Origin of the sequence: Polynucleobacter wuianus, assembly GCF_001659725.1 — a bacterium.
Lineage (GTDB): Bacteria > Pseudomonadota > Gammaproteobacteria > Burkholderiales > Burkholderiaceae > Polynucleobacter > Polynucleobacter wuianus.
Window position 1 is genome coordinate 1,689,310 of sequence record NZ_CP015922.1, and the last position, 17,863, is coordinate 1,707,172.

The 17,863-nt window shown below is 42.2% G+C and carries 16 protein-coding genes and 1 tRNA gene; 9 read left to right on the forward strand and 8 right to left on the reverse strand.

The features are described 5' to 3' along the window. Positions 1-14: 14 nt before the first annotated feature. Together A8O14_RS08670 and A8O14_RS08675 are read right to left on the reverse strand one after the other, a co-directional pair. Positions 15-500, reverse strand: a complete 486-nt coding sequence (locus tag A8O14_RS08670) for a MaoC family dehydratase (RefSeq protein WP_068949149.1) — start codon at positions 498-500, stop codon at positions 15-17. A 12-nt stretch (positions 501-512) separates the two neighbouring features. Continuing rightward, positions 513-1,733, reverse strand: coding sequence for a CaiB/BaiF CoA transferase family protein (locus A8O14_RS08675; RefSeq protein ID WP_068949150.1), 1,221 nt, complete (start codon positions 1,731-1,733; stop codon positions 513-515). A gap of 151 nt (positions 1,734-1,884) precedes the next feature. Between A8O14_RS08675 and A8O14_RS08680 the strand changes: the two genes are divergently transcribed. Continuing rightward, entirely contained in the window at positions 1,885-2,670 is a 786-nt protein-coding gene (locus A8O14_RS08680; protein ID WP_216217835.1) for an IclR family transcriptional regulator, read from the forward strand. A 36-nt stretch (positions 2,671-2,706) separates the two neighbouring features. Beyond that, complete coding sequence (locus tag A8O14_RS08685; RefSeq protein ID WP_068949152.1) at positions 2,707-3,483, forward strand: enoyl-CoA hydratase/isomerase family protein; 777 nt, start codon at positions 2,707-2,709, stop codon at positions 3,481-3,483. A 416-nt stretch (positions 3,484-3,899) separates the two neighbouring features. Here A8O14_RS08685 and A8O14_RS08690 read toward each other — a convergent pair whose 3' ends face one another. The 5 genes from A8O14_RS08690 to A8O14_RS08710 are packed head-to-tail and all read right to left on the reverse strand — an operon-like array spanning position 3,900 to position 8,960. Next, a complete protein-coding gene (locus tag A8O14_RS08690; RefSeq protein WP_082913152.1) occupies positions 3,900-4,598 on the reverse strand; it encodes a GntR family transcriptional regulator in 699 nt (232 codons plus the stop codon). Beyond that, positions 4,598-6,415: an allophanate hydrolase gene (atzF, locus tag A8O14_RS08695; RefSeq protein ID WP_068949153.1), complete on the reverse strand. Its 1,818-nt coding sequence runs from the start codon at positions 6,413-6,415 to the stop codon at positions 4,598-4,600. Before atzF ends, A8O14_RS08690 begins: the two co-directional genes overlap by 1 nt. After that, the gene (locus A8O14_RS08700; RefSeq protein WP_068949154.1) at positions 6,412-7,197 is read right to left on the reverse strand and encodes an ABC transporter ATP-binding protein; all 786 of its coding nucleotides are present in this window, start codon (positions 7,195-7,197) and stop codon (positions 6,412-6,414) included. Before A8O14_RS08700 ends, atzF begins: the two co-directional genes overlap by 4 nt. Then, positions 7,194-7,961: an ABC transporter permease gene (locus A8O14_RS08705; protein ID WP_068949155.1), complete on the reverse strand. Its 768-nt coding sequence runs from the start codon at positions 7,959-7,961 to the stop codon at positions 7,194-7,196. Before A8O14_RS08705 ends, A8O14_RS08700 begins: the two co-directional genes overlap by 4 nt. 6 nt (positions 7,962-7,967) lie before the next feature. Further along, the gene (locus A8O14_RS08710) at positions 7,968-8,960 is read right to left on the reverse strand and encodes an ABC transporter substrate-binding protein (RefSeq protein ID WP_068949156.1); all 993 of its coding nucleotides are present in this window, start codon (positions 8,958-8,960) and stop codon (positions 7,968-7,970) included. Between the two features lie 208 nt (positions 8,961-9,168). On the opposite strand from A8O14_RS08710, the gene A8O14_RS08715 reads away from it, so the two are divergent. Continuing rightward, positions 9,169-9,381, forward strand: a complete 213-nt coding sequence (locus A8O14_RS08715) for a hypothetical protein (RefSeq protein WP_068949157.1) — start codon at positions 9,169-9,171, stop codon at positions 9,379-9,381. Between the two features lie 246 nt (positions 9,382-9,627). On the opposite strand, the gene A8O14_RS08720 is transcribed toward A8O14_RS08715, so the two are convergent. After that, on the reverse strand, positions 9,628-10,092 hold the full coding sequence (locus tag A8O14_RS08720) for an Hsp20 family protein (protein ID WP_068949158.1): 465 nt from the start codon (positions 10,090-10,092) through the stop codon (positions 9,628-9,630). A gap of 472 nt (positions 10,093-10,564) precedes the next feature. Here A8O14_RS08720 and htpG point away from each other — a divergent pair, with 472 nt between their 5' ends. The 6 genes from htpG (at position 10,565) to urtD (ending at position 17,863) form a co-directional block, all read left to right on the forward strand. Further along, positions 10,565-12,466 (forward strand): molecular chaperone HtpG, encoded by a 1,902-nt coding sequence (gene htpG / locus A8O14_RS08725; protein WP_068949159.1) that lies wholly within the window; start codon positions 10,565-10,567, stop codon positions 12,464-12,466. A 22-nt stretch (positions 12,467-12,488) separates the two neighbouring features. Next, positions 12,489-12,563 (forward strand) — tRNA-Gly (locus A8O14_RS08730). Positions 12,564-13,030: 467 nt separating this feature from the next. Then, the gene (gene urtA / locus A8O14_RS08735) at positions 13,031-14,290 is read left to right on the forward strand and encodes an urea ABC transporter substrate-binding protein (protein ID WP_068949160.1); all 1,260 of its coding nucleotides are present in this window, start codon (positions 13,031-13,033) and stop codon (positions 14,288-14,290) included. Between the two features lie 51 nt (positions 14,291-14,341). Beyond that, the gene (urtB, locus tag A8O14_RS08740; RefSeq protein WP_068949161.1) at positions 14,342-15,925 is read left to right on the forward strand and encodes an urea ABC transporter permease subunit UrtB; all 1,584 of its coding nucleotides are present in this window, start codon (positions 14,342-14,344) and stop codon (positions 15,923-15,925) included. Between the two features lies 1 nt (position 15,926). Continuing rightward, positions 15,927-17,069, forward strand: coding sequence for an urea ABC transporter permease subunit UrtC (gene urtC, locus A8O14_RS08745; protein ID WP_068949162.1), 1,143 nt, complete (start codon positions 15,927-15,929; stop codon positions 17,067-17,069). Next, complete coding sequence (gene urtD, locus A8O14_RS08750; protein ID WP_068949163.1) at positions 17,066-17,863, forward strand: urea ABC transporter ATP-binding protein UrtD; 798 nt, start codon at positions 17,066-17,068, stop codon at positions 17,861-17,863. The genes urtC and urtD overlap by 4 nt, the downstream gene beginning before the upstream one ends.

A 17,863-nucleotide genomic window follows, 5' to 3' on the forward strand; every position in this document is an offset into this window, starting at 1 on the left:
CAAGGTATAAAATTTCATTGCGAAGCCTCGCTATCAAAAGCCCCATAACGTCGGCTTACCCATTCTGCGATCATGCAAGGCCGCTCCTTATCTTCTTGCTCTATAGATACATTCCAAATAATTTGTACTCCACCTTTAAATGCCTCAAGGGAGGTTAAGGTGAAATGAGCGCGCACTCTAGAATTTACTAAAACTGGATCAGTAAATCTGACTTTATTAGCTCCATAATTGATCGACAATGTAACGCCATCAATGTGAACAGTATCTGTGAAAAATCTACTTAAGAGTGAGAGGATTAAAAAGCCATGAGCTATTGTGACGCCATAAGGGGATTCTTTAGCAGCTCTTACTGGGTCTACGTGTATCCACTGATTATCTCCACCGGCCTCTGCAAATAAATCAATACGCTGTTGAGTGATTTCCTGCCAATCGGAAGGGGGAAGCTGTTTGCCAACCCAGTTTTTTAGTTCGTTAAGAGAGCCAAGTGTAATTTTGTGCATGCAGTACCCCTTTTATATAACGTTGCTAGCTTTTAGTTTGGAAATTTCTTCATCACTCAAGCCAAGTTCAGAATAAAAAGAAATATTATGGGCGCCAGTTTTCGATCCACTATGGGGGATATATTCGGGTATGCCAGAAAAACGCGGAACGATACAAGGAGCCGGAATACTACCTAAATCTTCATCAGGCAGCCTGATAATTGCATTACGTTCTATAAAGTGGGGATCATTCAAGACATCATTAATGTCATAAACCTTTGTAAAAGGAACATCATGCCGGTTAAGGGCTATTGCTAACATTTCAAAATTTAGCGAAGAGCACCAGGTAGAGATAATTTGGTCTATTTCATCTAAATTCTTTAGGCGCAACTGATTATTAGAAAATTTAGGATTGTTTGCCAATTCTTCCATTCCCATTGCAGAACAAAACCGCTTAAATATTGGATCAGAAGAGCCAACTACGCTAACCCAAACCTCATCAGATGTTTTGTAAATATTAGAAGGGGCTGTATATGTTGCCCTTGATCCGGCACGCCCGCGAATGTAATTTAATTGATCCAGCTCTACTGCGAGTGGATCAAGTAGACGCATCATGGCCTCGGTTGCGGATAGGTCGATTTCCCTGCCGACCATATCTTTTGCTCGAGAGCTCTCAACTAAAGCTGCTGCTATAGAGAACGCGCCAAATAATCCGGAAACTACATCTCCTAAAGGGTAATTCATATGCTGCGGGGGGCCATCGGCCATTCCAGTTAAGTTTGTAAAACCACTCATTGCCTCAAAGATGCGAGCAAAGCCTGGCCTTCTGGCATAGGGGCCGGTCTGACCAAACCCAGTAAGGCGAAGAACAATAAGCTGAGGATTGGCTTGATGTAAGGTTTTGATATCCAGGCCCCATTGATCAAGGGTGCCAGTCCTAAAATTTTCTACTAGCACATCAAATGAGGGCAGCATTCTCAAAAAAATTTCTTTTCCCTCAGGCTTTCGCACATCTAGAGTAATGCCTTGTTTGCCTCTATTGGTAACTTTCCAATATAAAGAATGATGGTCCTTCATGGGGGCAAAAGTTCTTAAAGGGTCACTACTAGCAGGTAGCTCGAGTTTGGTGACTTCAGCACCTAGGTCAGCGCAAAGCGTCGCTGCAAATGGACCAGCAATTACGGTGGCCATATCGAGGATACGAACGCCGGATAAAGGGCCTTTATTGGTTACTGCTGCCTTAGGTGTACTCATATTCTTTTAGTCGGTTTTGGTAGGAATTTCTATTGAATCAGAGAAAATCATGATCATCAGTGTGTTTCGCTAGGCGAAACACTTGTTAGAATAGATTGCGATCCAGCAGGAAAAGAATCAGGATCTATAAACCTTGAAAGGGATAAAAGTCGTGATCGATCGTCAGTTTGCAATTAATCTAAGTAGGGGCCTAGAAGTGCTGAGGGCGTTTAATCCTGCCGACCAATTACTTGGTAACAAAGAGTTGTGTGAAAGAACTTCGCTACCTAAGGCAACAGTTTCGCGCCTAACTTACACGCTTGAAAAATTGGGTTACTTATTAAAGGTGGATCGATTGCAAAAATATCGCCTTGGACCTGGTGTTTTAATGCTGGGTTATCCCATGTTGGCTGGTTTAGAAATCCGGCATTTAGCTCGCCCTCATATGGAGCAGTTAGCCACTAAAACAAAGTGGACGGTTAACTTGGGAATGCTTGGGCGTCTTGAAGTTGTATATATAGACGCATTGCGATTGGATCGTCGGAATTTCCTAAAGCCAGATATTGGAAGTAGTAGGCCACTTTTAACTACTTCGATAGGACGCGCTCTTTTGCTGGCCTCTTCGGAAAAAGATCAGAACGCTATTTTAAATAGAATAAAGATTGCTTATCCGACCCAGTATCGTAAGGACGTACACCACTTTAATCGAGATAAAGCTTTTTATGAGAAAAATTCGTACTGCCTGAGTCTTGGGGATTGGGAGTCAAATGTATGTGCTGTATCAGTCCCGCTTAGGGTTGGAAGTAGTGACGATCCAACTATTGCGCTCAATTGCACTCTTAGTGGTTCAAAGCTTTCTCAACAAGAGATCCATCAATCCATTATTCCGCATTTATTTGAAGCAAAACACAATATTGAAAAGGATAGCGGAAGAATTTTTATCAGTAGAAAATATTGAGAGATTTATAAAAAATAATCTTTATAGGGGTTTGCAATGAGTTACGAGTGCATTGATTTAAGAGTTGATAGCGGCGTGGCATTTCTTTTTCTTAATAGACCAAGTAAGCATAATGCCTTAAACGATCAGATAAGACATGAGCTTATCAACGCTCTTGAGTCGGTATCAAATGATGAGAGTATATTCGCTGTTATTTTGAGTGGAAATGGGGTTAGTTTTTGTGCGGGTGGTGATATTGAGGCGATGGCTAAAAGGCTTGAGATTCAAGCTGGCGAAATAGCTATCAAGGGGTGGAAGAGACATCAAGAAATTCAGCGAATGATTACGCTGATTCACAATATGCCAAAACCCATTATTGCTGCAGTAAATGGCTCAGCTTTTGGATTGGGCGCTGATTTAGCGCTAGCATGTGATTTCATTATTGCCAGTGAAAATGCGTTGTTTTGCTGGTCATACATTGACAGAGCTGTGATTCCAGATGGAGGTGGGATGTATTTTTTACCTCGAAGAGTTGGAATGAGCTTGGCTAAAGATTTAATCTTCTCAGGAAGAAGGGTCAAATCTGAAGAGGCAATGACAATCGGCATCATAGATCGCTGCTCAGATCCTGGCGATTTACTCGAGAATGCTAAACAATGGGCTAATACATTTAATGACACAGCCAAGCCTGCCTTCATGCTGAGCAAGCATATTATTAATAAAAGCCTAGAGTCTTCGCTTGAGGATATTTTTTCTCAAAGTAATATGGCTCTAGGAATGTGTTTTAGTTCTGTGGAGCATCGAACATCGGTTGAAAATTTTCTGAATAGATGATAAAAAATCCTTATTTAAAAAAGTACTTTGGAGCAATAAGGTATTAGATGGTTGCTCCAAAAATCCTGTGGTTATGAAAACCAAAGAGTGAAAGACTGCTTCTCTTAAATCCACGAATTTGCTTACACATTTGCTTACACACCGACACTGACCACCCGCAGAGCCCCTGTTTATATGGGTCTATCATGGGCTTCTGCTCTCATAACCAGAGAACCTAAACAGGACCAAAAATTAATCAAAAGCTAGTTTTTGAGATTAAAAGTGAGATTTGGTCATTTAAGCGTTACTTTAAGTAACGCTGGACATGCTCGAAAGTGTGTAGACGCTTACTACACACTTTCTAGTGCATCTTCCGCAAACATATAGTTATGCAATTTAAGAAATAGGATGCATGTTGATTATGGAAAGCAATTTTTTTAGCCGACCGCTTGTTTCCTGACATCTTGTAACATTCCTAAGGTAATTTTTCTTACCTCAATCTTGCTTTGTTCGATATGTGCCTTTAGCAATCTTTGAGCCTCAGCAGCTCTACCCGCCAAGATCGCCTTAATAATTTGACCATGCTCATCATAGGTATTGTTGATACGATCATTTTTTGTGAAGTCTAGCCTTCTAACAATCTTGATGCGTTCAGTTATCTCTGAATGTGTTTTAAGCATCTCTTCATTTCCAGATGCCTTAACTAATAAAGTATGGAATTGCTCATCGAGTATTCCGACTTCTAAAGTATTAAAGTTTCGCTTTGATTTAGGGGCTAGCCAGATTTTTTGCAGATCCTTGAAGATTTGATTATCTCGATTAGAGTTGCAAAGAGCATTAACAGCGTTTAGCTCAATCAAGATACGAAAGTCATATAGCTCATCAAGCTTGTCAAAATCTAAAGGGGCAACTTGCCAGCCGATCTTAGGAATAGATTTAATAAATCCACCATGCTGTAATTGCTGTAATGCTTGGCGTAAGGGAGTTCTACTTACTGATACTAGTTTGGCTAAATTGCCTTCCGAGATTAAATCCCCAGGCATCATCTCAAAATTAAAGATCTTCTGTTTAATCTGAGCATAGGCATGTTCTGCCAAACTGGAGAACTCGCTATTCATGGGAATAATAGACGGCATTACTTTTGATCTCCTAATTGATGCATGTAAGCTCTCCACCCACCAAGATCGCTAATATCTTTTGCACCTTCAATTGCATATGGCTCGCAAATAAATCCTTTAACCCATGTGCCATCATCTAATTCAACATTGCCAAGGCCTAGTGGGGCGGGGATCAGCCCTAAGAATGATCCTACCTCAGACACTGGCATTGCATAGATCTCTAGATCAATCGCTGCTCCATTCGACTCAGATTTTACTAGCCCGGGTTTTGGTGGAGTGGTATTGGGTAGTGCAAAGAGCCGATAGGATTTGGCAGATTTGCAGGACTTGATTAAATGAGCATGCCTCTCAGTTAACTGTGAATGCAAAGGCATACCTTGAAGGTGCGCTCCAACCACGGCAATTTCTACGATGTCCTTATTATTGCCGCTAATGGTGAGTTCAGAATGGGCTGCCTTGATCTCAGATTTGCCTAGTGAGAGACCAAATAAGATCTGCCACTGTGCTGCCAGTTTAAGTAGGGCGGTATCTGAGCCTTCTTGTGCTATCAGAGTCACTCCAAAGGGCATACCTTTTTCCGTAAATCCAGCAGGAACTGCCACAGCGCATAGACGCATGAGATTGACGTAATTGGTATACATTCCTAATTCACTATTTTTCAAAATAGGATGGTTTTTTAAATCCTCTAAGGTAGGATGATTAGGGGCGCTTGGCACCAAAATGACATCACATTTTGCCCAAGTCTCCTTAGTCTCAATTTCTAACTCTTTTAACTGATAGATTGCTCTAAAGCCCTGCGCAGCTGTGTATGATGCGCCACTTTGAATAATCTGCTTCACACTGGGATCGAAAGAATCTGGATGAGTATTTAAAAAATTTTCTGTGACGGCAAAACGCTCAGATACCCAGGGACCATCATATAAGAGCTTTCCAGCTTTAACAAATGGATCAATGTCTACTTGAACAAGCTCAACGTCCAGGCCCTTTGCATTTTCTATGGCTTTAGCAAAAGCTTTTTGATACTGACCATCATCTAAAAATTGACAGCTAATAGGAATGCCTATGCGTGTGGGTCTTCTAAAGCTGGAGACTAGTTTTGGGATTGGATGGAACTGCGCCTCTTTGATTCTATCAACTTCAGTAGATTTCATAACATCAAGAACAATATGAGCATCAGCAGCGGTGAGCGTCATGATGGATACGCAGTCAATTGACTTACATGCTGGAAATACACCCTCAGTACTCACTAAGCCAGGCGTGGGTTTAGTGCCGACGATATTATTAAATGCCGCAGGTATTCGGCCAGAGCCAGCAGTATCAGTACCAAGGCTAAAGCAAACTAAACCCCTTGCAACTACTGAGGCAGAGCCTGAGCTCGATCCTCCACTGACATAAGTGGGGTCAAACGTATTAGGCACAGCCCCATAGGGGGATCGAGTTCCCACTAGTCCAGTAGCAAATTGATCTAGATTAGTTTTGCCAATCAAGATGGCACCGGCATCGAGTAACTTTTGTACTACTGTCGCATTCTTTTTAGGATCAAATGCAAAGTCAGGACAAGCTGCAGTTGTCTCCCAGCCCAGCGCATCAATATTGTCTTTAATAGCAAATGGAATACCGTATAGTGGCAAGTTAGCGATCGTTTTTTCTTTCGCCAGTAACTCCAGATTGTTTAGCTGTTTACTAATATTGCTATCAGTGGCTACGCAAATCCAGGCTGGGTCTTTTGTTTCATGAAAGTGACTGCGAATAACATCTAGTAAGGCAGGAATATGCTTTTGTGGAGAAATCTCTCCAGCTTGATAGCAGTGAAGTAACTCTTTAATGGTAATCACGCTCTCATCTCCCGTTGGAATATTTCCAATGCCAATGCTTTTGTTTTAATAAATTCTGTCTCACTGACACTCTCAGGTGATCTAGGTTTTGCCATGTCAAACGTGAGATATTCAGCAATGCGAGTAGGCCTGCGAGTTAATAATAAAATCTTGTCTGCTAAAAAGACTGCATCTTCCAGATCATGAGAGACGATCATCATCGTCACACCAGTACTCAAATTGGCTTCTTGTAACTTAGCCCTGATGAATAGGGTCATTTCAAAATCTAAAGCGGAGAAGGGCTCGTCCAAAAAAAGAATCTCTGGATTTGGAGCTAAGGCTCTCATAATTGAGACAGTTTGCATCTGACCGCCAGAAAGCTCATATGGGTAAAGATTGAGATTAAATTTAATCTCAAATAAAGCTACCAGTTCATCAACTCGCGCTTTAACCTTATCCTTAGACATACCACTGCGTTTAAGCGGGTAGGCAATGTTGTCCCATGAACTCATCCAAGGAAAGAGAGCGTCACGATAATTTTGAAACACGTAGCCAATAGTTGTCTTATCTAAGGTTTTGCCGTCAAACAGAACTTCCCCTGAATCAATTGGCATCAAACCAGAAACCATATTGATTAAGGTTGATTTTCCACACCCATTAGGGCCAAAGATTGAGACAATCTTTCCTTTAGGAATATCTAAATTAAAGTTGTCATACAGGATGGCACCATTAAAAGACTTATCTAGACCGCGGATAGTAACGTGGGTTCCTATTTCCGCAGGAAATTCAAGTACGGTACTCATGCTTTTCCACCCCAATGAACAATACGCTTTTCTGAAATCAGAAATAAAAGATTAAGACCATAGCCAAGAGCGCCAGTAATGAGAATCGAGCTGTACATCTCTTTGACATTAAATACTTGCTGAGCATCAATAATGCGATGTCCAAGACCGTTCTCAGAGCCAATAAACATCTCGGCTACGATCACAATCACTAAAGCCATTGAAATGCCCATGCGCAAACCGACAAAGGTTTGGGGCAGGCTCTCCATTAATAAGATATCTTTAAAAATAAAGCGAGTAGGTATACCCATTGTTTTGGCGGCGTTTACACGAGTCTTTTTCGCATTCATCACGCCATAGGCGCTATTAAACAGAATGACTAATACAGCGGCAAAAGCTGCAATTGCAATCTTATTAATATCGGTAATACCAAAGATCAGCATAAACAGCGGTATCAAGGCAGATGAAGGTGTTGATCTAAAGAAGTCGATCAAGAATTCGACGCTACGATAAATCTTTTCATTGCTACCCAAGATAATGCCTAAAGGAACCCCAATTGCAGTGGCAATTGCAAAGGCATAAAAGGTGCGCTTAATCGTGGCGAATAAATCACCAAAGATAGCGCCACTCATAAAAGAGTCAGCCATATAAGCCAATGTTGCCCCTGGTGGTGGCAGCAAGATTGGCTTTGCCCACTTTGCCTCCAAAATCAGGCTCCATAGCAGTAAAAGTGCAATGGGCCCAATTAATGGAAGGAGTTTTTGAAAATGATCTTTATTAATCATGAGCTATTAGGAGTAGATCAAAGGCTTAACATCTACAACCTTAGAGAAAATCTTACGATCCGTGAAGATATCGAAATATTTCTGGAAGTAAGCAATATCACTAGGTTTAAATTCGTTAAACATCACAAAATTTGCTAAAGGCACTTCTTTAACAACCGCCTCTTCAATTGCAGTAAAGCCATCAAGTGATTTTCTAGATTCTTCTGGATTCTTACGGACAAAATCTACTCCCTTGGCATAGGCGAGGATATATTTCTTCACATCGGTAGGGCGCTCCTTAATTAGTGTGGTAGTCAATGATGCTGATCCACCAAACCAAGGCGCCATCGCATCACCCAGCATGTATTTAGAAATAACGCCTGCTTCTAATACACGTGATACACCCTTTACCTTTCCAATCGTTCCAGATGGCTCAAGGGTATAGACAGCATCAATTTGTCCAGCAGCTAGAGCTGGAATATGTTGGCCCACAGGTAACTCGATTGGTTGAACGTTTAGCAGGCCATTTTTTTCGAGAATAATCTTAGTTAGTGTCACATTTTGAATGCCTGGGCCGCAGCCAAACTTAACATCTTTTGGAAGATCTTTAATGGCTTTGACTTTGCTATCTATTGGTACTAAGACTTCATCTAATACATATTTGGCATTTGAAGGGTTAGAACAAATAATTTTAAATAGATTGGGTGAGGAAATTTCAGCAAGGGCTAATGCCGCAGAGGCTGTGCCGTTTGCAGACCCTTGAATACGACCAGCAATCATCGCCTCAGCGATTTGATTGGGGCTGGCAAACTTCACACCCTCAACATTAAGACCAACCTCTTTAAAGTAACCTTTTTCTAGCGCCACATAAAAGGGTAGGCCACTAGCGATAGGCCAGTAGCCAATCTGAATTTTGTCATCAGCTGCGCTGGCAAATGATGGGATAAGGCTTGAGGCTGCTGTAATAGCACCCGCTTGCAGTAACTGACGACGTCCAATGCTAAATGTGCTTTTACTCATATGAAAGGCTCCTTTGGGTTGACATACGAAAATTGGTGTACTTACTTGTATACAAGTTTGCCTATCAGTCATTACTTGGAATAACTGCCGCGCACTAATTGGATGCAAAAAAGTGACGAATTGCACCCTAAATGTGCGGTTGCCAGACGGAATTGCTTTTAATCGGCCTAGATTTCAGATAAGCCAATTTAAAAGAGAGGAGTTGGTTATGAATATCTATGTAACTAGAAAAATCTTAGCCAGAGCGCGTAGAAATGATGGAACTGATAAAGGTTGTGTCCCTTTATCTCCAGGTCAGTACCAAGCAAATAAAACTAGTGATGGTGCTTTAGAAATCTTGCAAGGAAGCAATGAGCCTTTATATTTGCTCCCATTTATATGGTGGGAAAGAATGGAGATGGGCGAGATTGTGATTTCTTAAAAGAGTGTCGCGATGAAAAGACATTAAATTATCTTTCCGCAATAAAGTATTAGCTTTGGTTATCTCAATGTTGCTAGTTTCAAGCTTGCGTGAAAGGTAATCATTTGCTACCAACGGAGTAAATTCTGCCTCAATACCCTTCGCAGGGCGCTTCTTAGCGATGATCCAGTGATTAACGAGTATCCACTTAAAGCTGATGTTTGTGCAGTTAACTAGCCCAGATGGCTCTGAGCTAGTTAATTATTATTAAGCCGCTTCCTTGACTTCCTCAATCACTAGCTTAGAGTTTCCACCAATCAAAATCTTGCGGGGTAACTTCTCCTTAGGAATGACATTCTCTAGCTTGATGATCAGTAAGCCATTCTCGACATCGGCAGAGCGCACAATCACAGTCTCTGCCAAGGTGAAATCATGACTAAAGTCTCGATTGGCAATGCCCTTATGGAGGTATTCGCCAGTCTGATCTGCCTTAACCTTACCTACAACGGTTAGCTTGTTACCTTCAGCCGTGATATCAATCTCATCATTTTTGAAGCCTGCCACTGCGATTTCAATAGCGTAGTCGCGTTCATTCTTTTTGATGATGTTATATGGGGGATAGCTTTGGGCTTTATTGAGACTCTCTCCGGAGCTCATTTCCTCCATCGCATCAATGAGGCGATCAAAACCTACAGAGCTTAGTAATACATTTTTACCGAATGGATAAGACATCGTTTTCTCCTTAAATTTAAGCAAGTTCACAATTTCCTAGACCCCTAAGGCATCTAGTTAAGCTCTATTTAAGGGTTGGTTTTTTGAATTTCAAGGGGCTTGAATTTCATTTTTTTTGCCCATATGTATAAGTCAAAGAACCAAAAATTCCCCATTGAAATTAGGGATATTTTTCTTTTGTCACTTTTAGGTAATTTAATGGCTAACTGATTACGTGGAGAAAGCAAAATGCTCGAAACTGACCATTTAGAGCTCTAAGAAAATAAGCAGGAGCCCATTACTAGGCCTAAGCTCAAGCGCTTGATTTTGGAATATCTTCAAAAAAGGAGTCGCAAGGAGATTCTTGCGGAAGACCCTCATGATGAGGGGTCTTCCCTGGTCGAGTAGCCTCTAGGAAGATAGTTTACAGGTCTTGAAATACCCAAAATTATCCCCAAATAAAGGGAGTTGATCTTTTCTATAGGAAATTGAAATGACTGTTGCTACTAAAGAAACTTTAGGCTTTCAGGCGGAAGTAAAGCAGCTTTTGCAGCTGATGATTCACTCCTTATATTCCAATAAGGAGATTTTCCTACGTGAGCTCATCTCAAACGCTTCTGATGCTGCTGATAAATTGCGTTTTGAAGGTATTGCCCACCCTGATTGGTATGGTGATGACCCAGAACTGAAGATCAAAGTCGAATTTGATAAAGCTGCTAGAACGGTAACTATTTCAGATAATGGAATTGGTATGAGCCGAGAAGAGGTGATCAATAACCTGGGTACGATTGCCCGTTCTGGTACTAAAGAGTTCTTTACCAAGCTATCTGGAGATCAGCAAAAAGATGCAGCCCTCATTGGCCAGTTCGGCGTAGGCTTTTACTCTGGCTTTATTGTGGCTGACCGCATTACGGTTGACACTCGTCGTGCAGGCTTACCTGCTTCTGATGGCGTGCGTTGGGAATCAGATGGTTCTGGTGAATTTACGATTGAATCGATTGATCGTTCGCAGCGTGGAACCTCTATAACCTTGCATTTACGTGAGGGAGAGGATGATTTCCTCAGTAGCTATCAGCTTAAATCGATTATTCGTAAGTACTCTGACCATATTTCTTTACCAATTCAGATGCGTAAAGAAGAGTGGGATGCCGATAAAAAAGAGCAGGTTATTAAGGATGAGTTAGAAAGTATTAACCAGTCTTCCGCGCTATGGGCTCGCAATAAGTCAGAAATTACAGAAGAGCAGTACAACGAGTTTTATAAGCACCTATCGCATGATTATGAAAACCCGCTGTGCTATTCATTAAATCGAGTAGAGGGTAGAAGTGAATTTACCCAGTTACTCTTTGTGCCGAGTAAAGCCCCTTTTGATTTGTGGGATCGCAATAAGCGTGGTGGCATCAAGCTGTATGTCAAACGCATTTTCATTATGGATGATGCTGAAAAGCTCATGCCGATGTATTTACGCTTTGTTACTGGCGTAATTGATTCAGTCGATTTGCCCCTAAACGTCTCCCGTGAAATCTTGCAAGAGTCGCGTGATATTAAAGTCATTCGCGAAAGTTCTACCAAGCGAGTGCTGAGCATGCTTGAAGAGCTTGCCAATAATGAAGATGAGGCTAAGAAAGAGAAATATCGCACCTTCTGGACGCAATTTGGTCAAGTCCTCAAAGAAGGTGTTGGAGAAGATCATGCTAATCAAGAGCGGATTCTCAAGCTTCTTCGTTTTGCTAGCACCCATACCGATTCTGCTGAGCAGACAGTATCTTTGGCTGAGTATGTCTCGCGTATGAAAGAAGGCCAAGACAAGATTTACTATGTCACGGGTGAAACTTTCAACGCAGCTAAAAACAGTCCGCATTTAGAGATTTTCCGTAAGAAAGGCGTTGAAGTACTCTTGTTATCGGACCGTGTTGATGAGTGGATGCTGTCTTTCATCACGGAGTTTGATGGTAAGCAATTGGCTTCAGTTGCTAAGGGTGGTTTAGATTTAGGAAGTCTAAGTGATGAAAAAGAAAAGAAGGAGCATGAGGAAACTGAGAAGCGGTTCAAGGACTTGGTTGAGCGCATGAAAAAAGTCTTGGAAGATAAGGCTAAAGATGTGCGAGTGACCTTTCGCTTAACGGATTCTCCAGCCTGTTTGATTGCTGATGAAAATGAACTGTCTGGAAACTTGCTACGTATGCTCAAGGCTGCCGGTCAAAATGCTCCTGATATGAAGCCTATATTAGAGATTAATCCTGAGCACCCTTTACTTTCCAAACTCAAAAGTGATGATAAGCATTTTGATGATTGGACTAATCTCTTATTTGACCAGGCCTTATTGGCAGAGGGTGGTCAGTTAAATCATCCAGCCAGTTTTGTAAAGCGCATGAATCAATTGCTCCTCAAATAAGCGTATTAATCTCGTCTCTATTGCGGGTGTCGTATAACGGCTATTACCCTAGCTTCCCAAGCTAGAGACGAGGGTTCGACTCCCTTCACCCGCTCCATCACTACAACGAGTGTTACTTAACGTAGTACTCGTTAACTTAAAAAAACTATTTGGAGTAATGAAGTGTTAAACGGTTGCTCCAAAAAATCCTTTGGCCCCAGGTCCTGGTCCCAGTAGATCACCAATGAAATCAATGGTTTAGGGAGAAAATCCTAAGCTGTTTTTCTTTTTGCTCCACTCAGTGTGTAAGCAATCTCCACACATCTTCCACTGCAACCCCAATAAACATAGAGATCTGCCATTGGGGCAATGAACTACTTTTAGACTGCAGTATTCTGACTTTTTCATTTGCAACTGCAGCAAATGTTCTCATATCGTGCGAGTTGCCTAATTTTTATGCCTTTTTCTGGTGCATGTGCTCTCATTTGGGGATTTGTTAAATTTGTACCAACTTGAACCATTCTTTAATAATTGCAGGCGTTAGGTAATCCTGCCCACATGATTAATTTACTCAAGAGGTGAGACATGAAACGTAGATCAATATTGAAGTTGTCAACTTTAGCAGCGGCATTAAGTTTTACAGGCTTAAGTCATTTAGCAATGGCTCAAAGTAAGGAGCCAATCAAGGTGGGCATCTTGCACTCCCTATCTGGAACAATGGCTATTTCTGAAACATCACTGAAAGATATGGATTTGATGGTGATTGATCAGATCAACAAAAGTGGTGGTGTTTTAGGTCGTAAATTAGAGCCAGTAGTTGTTGATCCAGCTTCTAATTGGCCATTATTTGCCGAGAAAGCCCGCCAATTGCTAACAAAAGACAAGGTAGCGGTTGTATTTGGTTGCTGGACTTCTGTATCACGTAAGTCCGTATTGCCAGTATTTGAAGAATTAAATGGCTTGCTGTTCTATCCAGTGCAGTATGAAGGCGAAGAAATGTCCCGCAACGTGTTCTACACCGGTGCGGCCCCCAATCAACAGGCTATTCCAGCGGTGGAGTACTTGATGAGTAAAGAGGGCGGCGGCGCTAAGCGCTGGGTTCTCTTGGGTACCGACTATGTTTACCCTCGCACAACCAATAAAATCTTGCGTGCATTCTTGAAATCCAAAGGTGTTAAAGATGATGATATTCAAGAAACATACACACCATTTGGCCATTCTGACTATCAAACCATTGTGGCCAACATCAAGAAGTTCTCTCAAGGTGGTAAGACAGCAGTTGTCTCTACTATTAACGGCGATTCAAATGTTCCTTTCTACAAAGAGTTGGGCAACGCAGGTTTGAAAGCTAAAGATGTTCCAGTAGTGGCATTCTCTGTTGGTGAAGAAGAGTTGCGTGGTGTTGATACCAAACCATTGGTTGGTCAATTGGCTGCATGGAACTACTTCATGTCAGTTAAGAACCCAGTCAATGACGAGTGGAAAAAACAATGGGCCGCTTATTCTGTAGAGAAGAAGCTACCTGGTGCTAGCAAGCCTTTGACAGATGATCCAATGGAAGCAAGCCGTACCGGTATCTTGATGTGGAAAGCTGCTGTTGAAAAAGCGGGTACAACGGATGTTGATGCTGTTCGTAAAGCGATGATTGGTCAAAAACTCAATACTCCAAGTGGTTATCTTGAGGTGATGGGTGCGAATCACCATTTGTCTAAGCCAGTCATGATTGGTGAAATCAAAGCAGATGGCCAGTTCAATGTGATCTATAAAACGCCAACAGCTATTCCAGCTAAACCATGGAGTCAGTACATCGAAGGTAATGCAGGCAAGCCTGATTCAGTACAGTAGTCTTCAATAGCAATGCCCTCCCTCGATTGAGGGAGGGTTTTCACAAACCTTATGAAATTCCCGGTCTTTTCAAAACTAATCCTTTTTGTCGTTTGTTCATTGGCAAGCGGGATTACTTTTGCAAAAATTAATACTCCAGATTTAAAGATTCTGTTTAGCGATAATTTTGATGCCAAGGTTAAGGTAGTCCAAAATTTATCTAAAGAGGGTAGTCCCGAGGCCTTGGAAATTCTTCAAGCTCTCAGTGCAGAAAGCCTCTTTTTGTCACCTCAAGGTGTTGTAATTCAAAAGGGCGATCAATATATAGATCCGTTAACCGCACAAAACATATCAGTGAAGTCTGATGAGATGCAAGAGGTTGTGCTCAACAATCAATTGCGCGGTAAAGTTGATAATGCCTTATTAGGTTTGCAGCTAGCTTCAGCAGATCCACAGATTCGCACCAAAGCTGTCGATGCTTTGATTAAGGATCCTGAGCCCGATGCTTTTCCAGTGGTTGAAAAATTACTTTCAACTGAAAACGATCCAGTGCTAAGGCCAAAAGTAGAAAAGCTTTGGGCGCTATTGGCGTTGCAATCAGATAATCAAGAGTCAAAATTGAAAGCTATTGCCTTATTGGGTGATAGTGGCGACCCTCAAGTCGCGGCTTTATTGGCTCCGCTAGCTAAAGAGGGTGGTCCAGTTCAGGAGGCTGCCGAGAAGGCTCTGGCCAAAATTAAGAAATCTGAGTTTAGTGGCGAGATTTTAGGTAATGTCATTGCCGGCCTTAGTTATGGCAGCATCCTTTTGCTGTGTGCATTGGGCCTAGCGATTACTTATGGTTTGATTGGCGTCATTAATATGGCCCATGGTGAGTTCTTGATGGTGGGTGCTTATGCAACCTTTGTTGTTCAGGGCTTCTTTAGGCAATATGCCCCAGGCTACCTGGATTGGTATTTACTATTTGCATTACCTGTAGCCTTTGTTGTGGCCGCTTTGGTCGGCATCTTAATCGAAAGAACGGTCATTAAGTTTTTATATGGTCGCCCACTAGAAACTTTGTTGGCAACATTTGGCGTTAGTTTGCTAATGATCCAAATGACTAGAACTATTTTTGGTGCTCAAAACGTAGAAGTTGCTAACCCGACATGGATGTCAGGTGCTTTGCAGGTACTGCCAAATTTAGTGGTGCCATATAACCGCATCATTATTTTTGGATTTGCGATTGCAGTGGTCGCTGTTACCTGGCTAGTGCTTAACAAAACTCGGCTTGGGCTTTTCGTTAGAGCGGTCACTCAAAATCGGACAATGGCGGCCTGTGTTGGCGTTAAAACAGTTCGCGTAGATATGTATGCTTTTGCCTTTGGGGCAGGTATTGCTGGACTAGGTGGGGTTGCACTTTCACAAATCGGTAACGTTGGACCTGATCTAGGTCAAAGCTATATCGTCGACTCATTCATGGTGGTAGTGCTTGGTGGTGTAGGTCAACTTGCCGGCACAATCTATGGCGCATTCGGACTTGGCATCACGAGCAAGCTACTAGAACCCTTTATCGGCGCTGTATTGGCCAAGATTGCTATCTTAGTTTTCATCATCATCTTCATCCAGAGACGTCCTCAAGGCCTCTTCGCATTAAAAGGCAGGAGCGTTGATTAGTATGGATATTAGAAAACTTGCCCCTTCATCCAGCTTTAGTCTTTTCGTGCCAGAGCGTGAATCCATTCTGAGCAAACGATCCTATATTGCATTAGCTGCGCTTACGTTGTGCGTATTGATTGGTGTACCAATCTTCTCATTGTTGGTTCCAGATACCAGTATGTTTTATATGTCAGCTTATGCGCTTACTTTAATTGGCAAGATCATGTGCTTTGCGATAGCGGCATTAGCGCTCGACTTAGTTTGGGGCTACTGCGGAATCTTAAGTCTTGGGCATGGCTTATTCTTCGCTATCGGTGGATACATCATGGGGATGTATCTCATGCGTCAGATCGGTACTGACGGCGTTTACAAAAGTGAATTACCCGACTTCATGGTTTTTTTAGACTGGAAAGATTTGCCTTGGTTCTGGAAGGGTAGCGAGCATTTTTGGTGGATGCTCATGATGTTAGTTTTGGTGCCTGGCGTTATTTCTTGGATATTCGGATACTTTGCTTTCCGATCCAGGATTAAAGGGGTTTACTTTTCGATCATTACCCAAGCCTTAACGTACGCCGCGATGTTGCTGTTCTTCAGAAATGAAACGGGCTTTGGTGGAAATAATGGCTTCACTGACTTCAAGAGAATTTTGGGATACTCAATTAGTGCCTCGAGCACACGTGTCACACTCTTTATTATTACTTTCCTGGTTTTGTTAGGTAGCCTTATTCTTTGTCGAGCCCTAATCACTTCTAAGATGGGTAGAGTTATTACTGCAGTTCGCGATGCGGAGTCCCGTCTAATGTTTTGCGGTTACAACCCATTAGGATTTAAGCTTTTTGTTTGGGTGGTATCGGCTATCTTGTGCGCTATTGCGGGAGCTTTATTTGTACCTCAGGTTGGCATCATCAACCCAGGCGAGATGTCTCCAACCAACTCTATTGAAATGGCTATTTGGGTTGCAGTTGGTGGCCGGGGAACTTTGCTCGGACCAATCATTGGAGCCTTTGCAGTCAGCGGCGCTAAAAGCTTTTTTACCGCAAACTTTGCAGAATATTGGTTATTTTTCTTGGGCCTCATGTTTGTTCTGGTTACTTTGTTCTTGCCTAACGGCTTATTAGGGATATATCACCAGTTCTTTCATAAGAAAGGCGGCTCGGAATGAGCGCTCACTTTCTTGAAAAGGGTATTGATACATCACATACGGGAATTTTGTATGTGGAAGATCTATCGGTAAATTTTGACGGCTTTCAGGCAATTAATAAATTGTCATTGACGATTGACGTTGGTGAGCTGCGCTGCGTTATTGGGCCTAATGGCGCTGGCAAAACAACATTAATGGATGTCATTACTGGTAAAACTCGCTCTAACATTGCCGATATTGATGGCTCTGTCTATTTAGGCTCGACTATTGATCTCATGACAATGAACGAACCGCAGATTGCTCAGATTGGTATTGGACGTAAGTTTCAAAAGCCTACCGTGTTTGAACAACATCCTGTTTGGGAAAATCTTGAGCTAGCTATGGCGGGAGATAAGTCATGGCATCATTCACTAGTCGCCAAGGTGGATTCAGAAGGTCGCCAACTCATGGAGGCGGTGCTAGCGCTGACTCAACTCGAATCAGAGGCTTATCGTGAGGCCGGCCTTCTCTCTCATGGTCAAAAGCAACGCCTAGAGATTGGCATGTTATTAATGCAACAACCAAAACTCCTATTGCTCGATGAGCCTGTTGCAGGCATGACAGACGAAGAAACCATGCGCCTGGCTGAACTGCTCAATTCTTTGCGTGGCCAATGTTCTATGGTCGTGGTTGAGCATGACATGGAGTTTGTTGCTGCATTGGCGGGCGATAAGGGCAAAGTCACCGTGTTGGCTGAGGGTTCGGTATTGGCTGAAGGCACACTAGATGAAGTAAAGCGCGATGAACGTGTTATTGAATCGTATTTAGGACGTTAA

Coding starts and splice junctions, on each gene's coding strand:
- A8O14_RS08715 (WP_068949157.1), top strand. CDS start 9,169: ATGAATATCTATGTAACTAGAAAAATCTTAGCCAGAGCGCGTAGAAAT.
- urtD (WP_068949163.1), top strand. CDS start 17,066: ATGAGCGCTCACTTTCTTGAAAAGGGTATTGATACATCACATACGGGA.
- urtC (WP_068949162.1), top strand. CDS start 15,927: ATGGATATTAGAAAACTTGCCCCTTCATCCAGCTTTAGTCTTTTCGTG.
- A8O14_RS08720 (WP_068949158.1), bottom strand. CDS start 10,092: ATGTCTTATCCATTCGGTAAAAATGTATTACTAAGCTCTGTAGGTTTT.
- urtA (WP_068949160.1), top strand. CDS start 13,031: ATGAAACGTAGATCAATATTGAAGTTGTCAACTTTAGCAGCGGCATTA.
- htpG (WP_068949159.1), top strand. CDS start 10,565: ATGACTGTTGCTACTAAAGAAACTTTAGGCTTTCAGGCGGAAGTAAAG.
- A8O14_RS08690 (WP_082913152.1), bottom strand. CDS start 4,598: ATGCCGTCTATTATTCCCATGAATAGCGAGTTCTCCAGTTTGGCAGAA.
- urtB (WP_068949161.1), top strand. CDS start 14,342: ATGAAATTCCCGGTCTTTTCAAAACTAATCCTTTTTGTCGTTTGTTCA.
- A8O14_RS08670 (WP_068949149.1), bottom strand. CDS start 500: ATGCACAAAATTACACTTGGCTCTCTTAACGAACTAAAAAACTGGGTT.
- A8O14_RS08705 (WP_068949155.1), bottom strand. CDS start 7,961: ATGATTAATAAAGATCATTTTCAAAAACTCCTTCCATTAATTGGGCCC.
- A8O14_RS08685 (WP_068949152.1), top strand. CDS start 2,707: ATGAGTTACGAGTGCATTGATTTAAGAGTTGATAGCGGCGTGGCATTT.
- A8O14_RS08710 (WP_068949156.1), bottom strand. CDS start 8,960: ATGAGTAAAAGCACATTTAGCATTGGACGTCGTCAGTTACTGCAAGCG.
- A8O14_RS08700 (WP_068949154.1), bottom strand. CDS start 7,197: ATGAGTACCGTACTTGAATTTCCTGCGGAAATAGGAACCCACGTTACT.
- A8O14_RS08675 (WP_068949150.1), bottom strand. CDS start 1,733: ATGAGTACACCTAAGGCAGCAGTAACCAATAAAGGCCCTTTATCCGGC.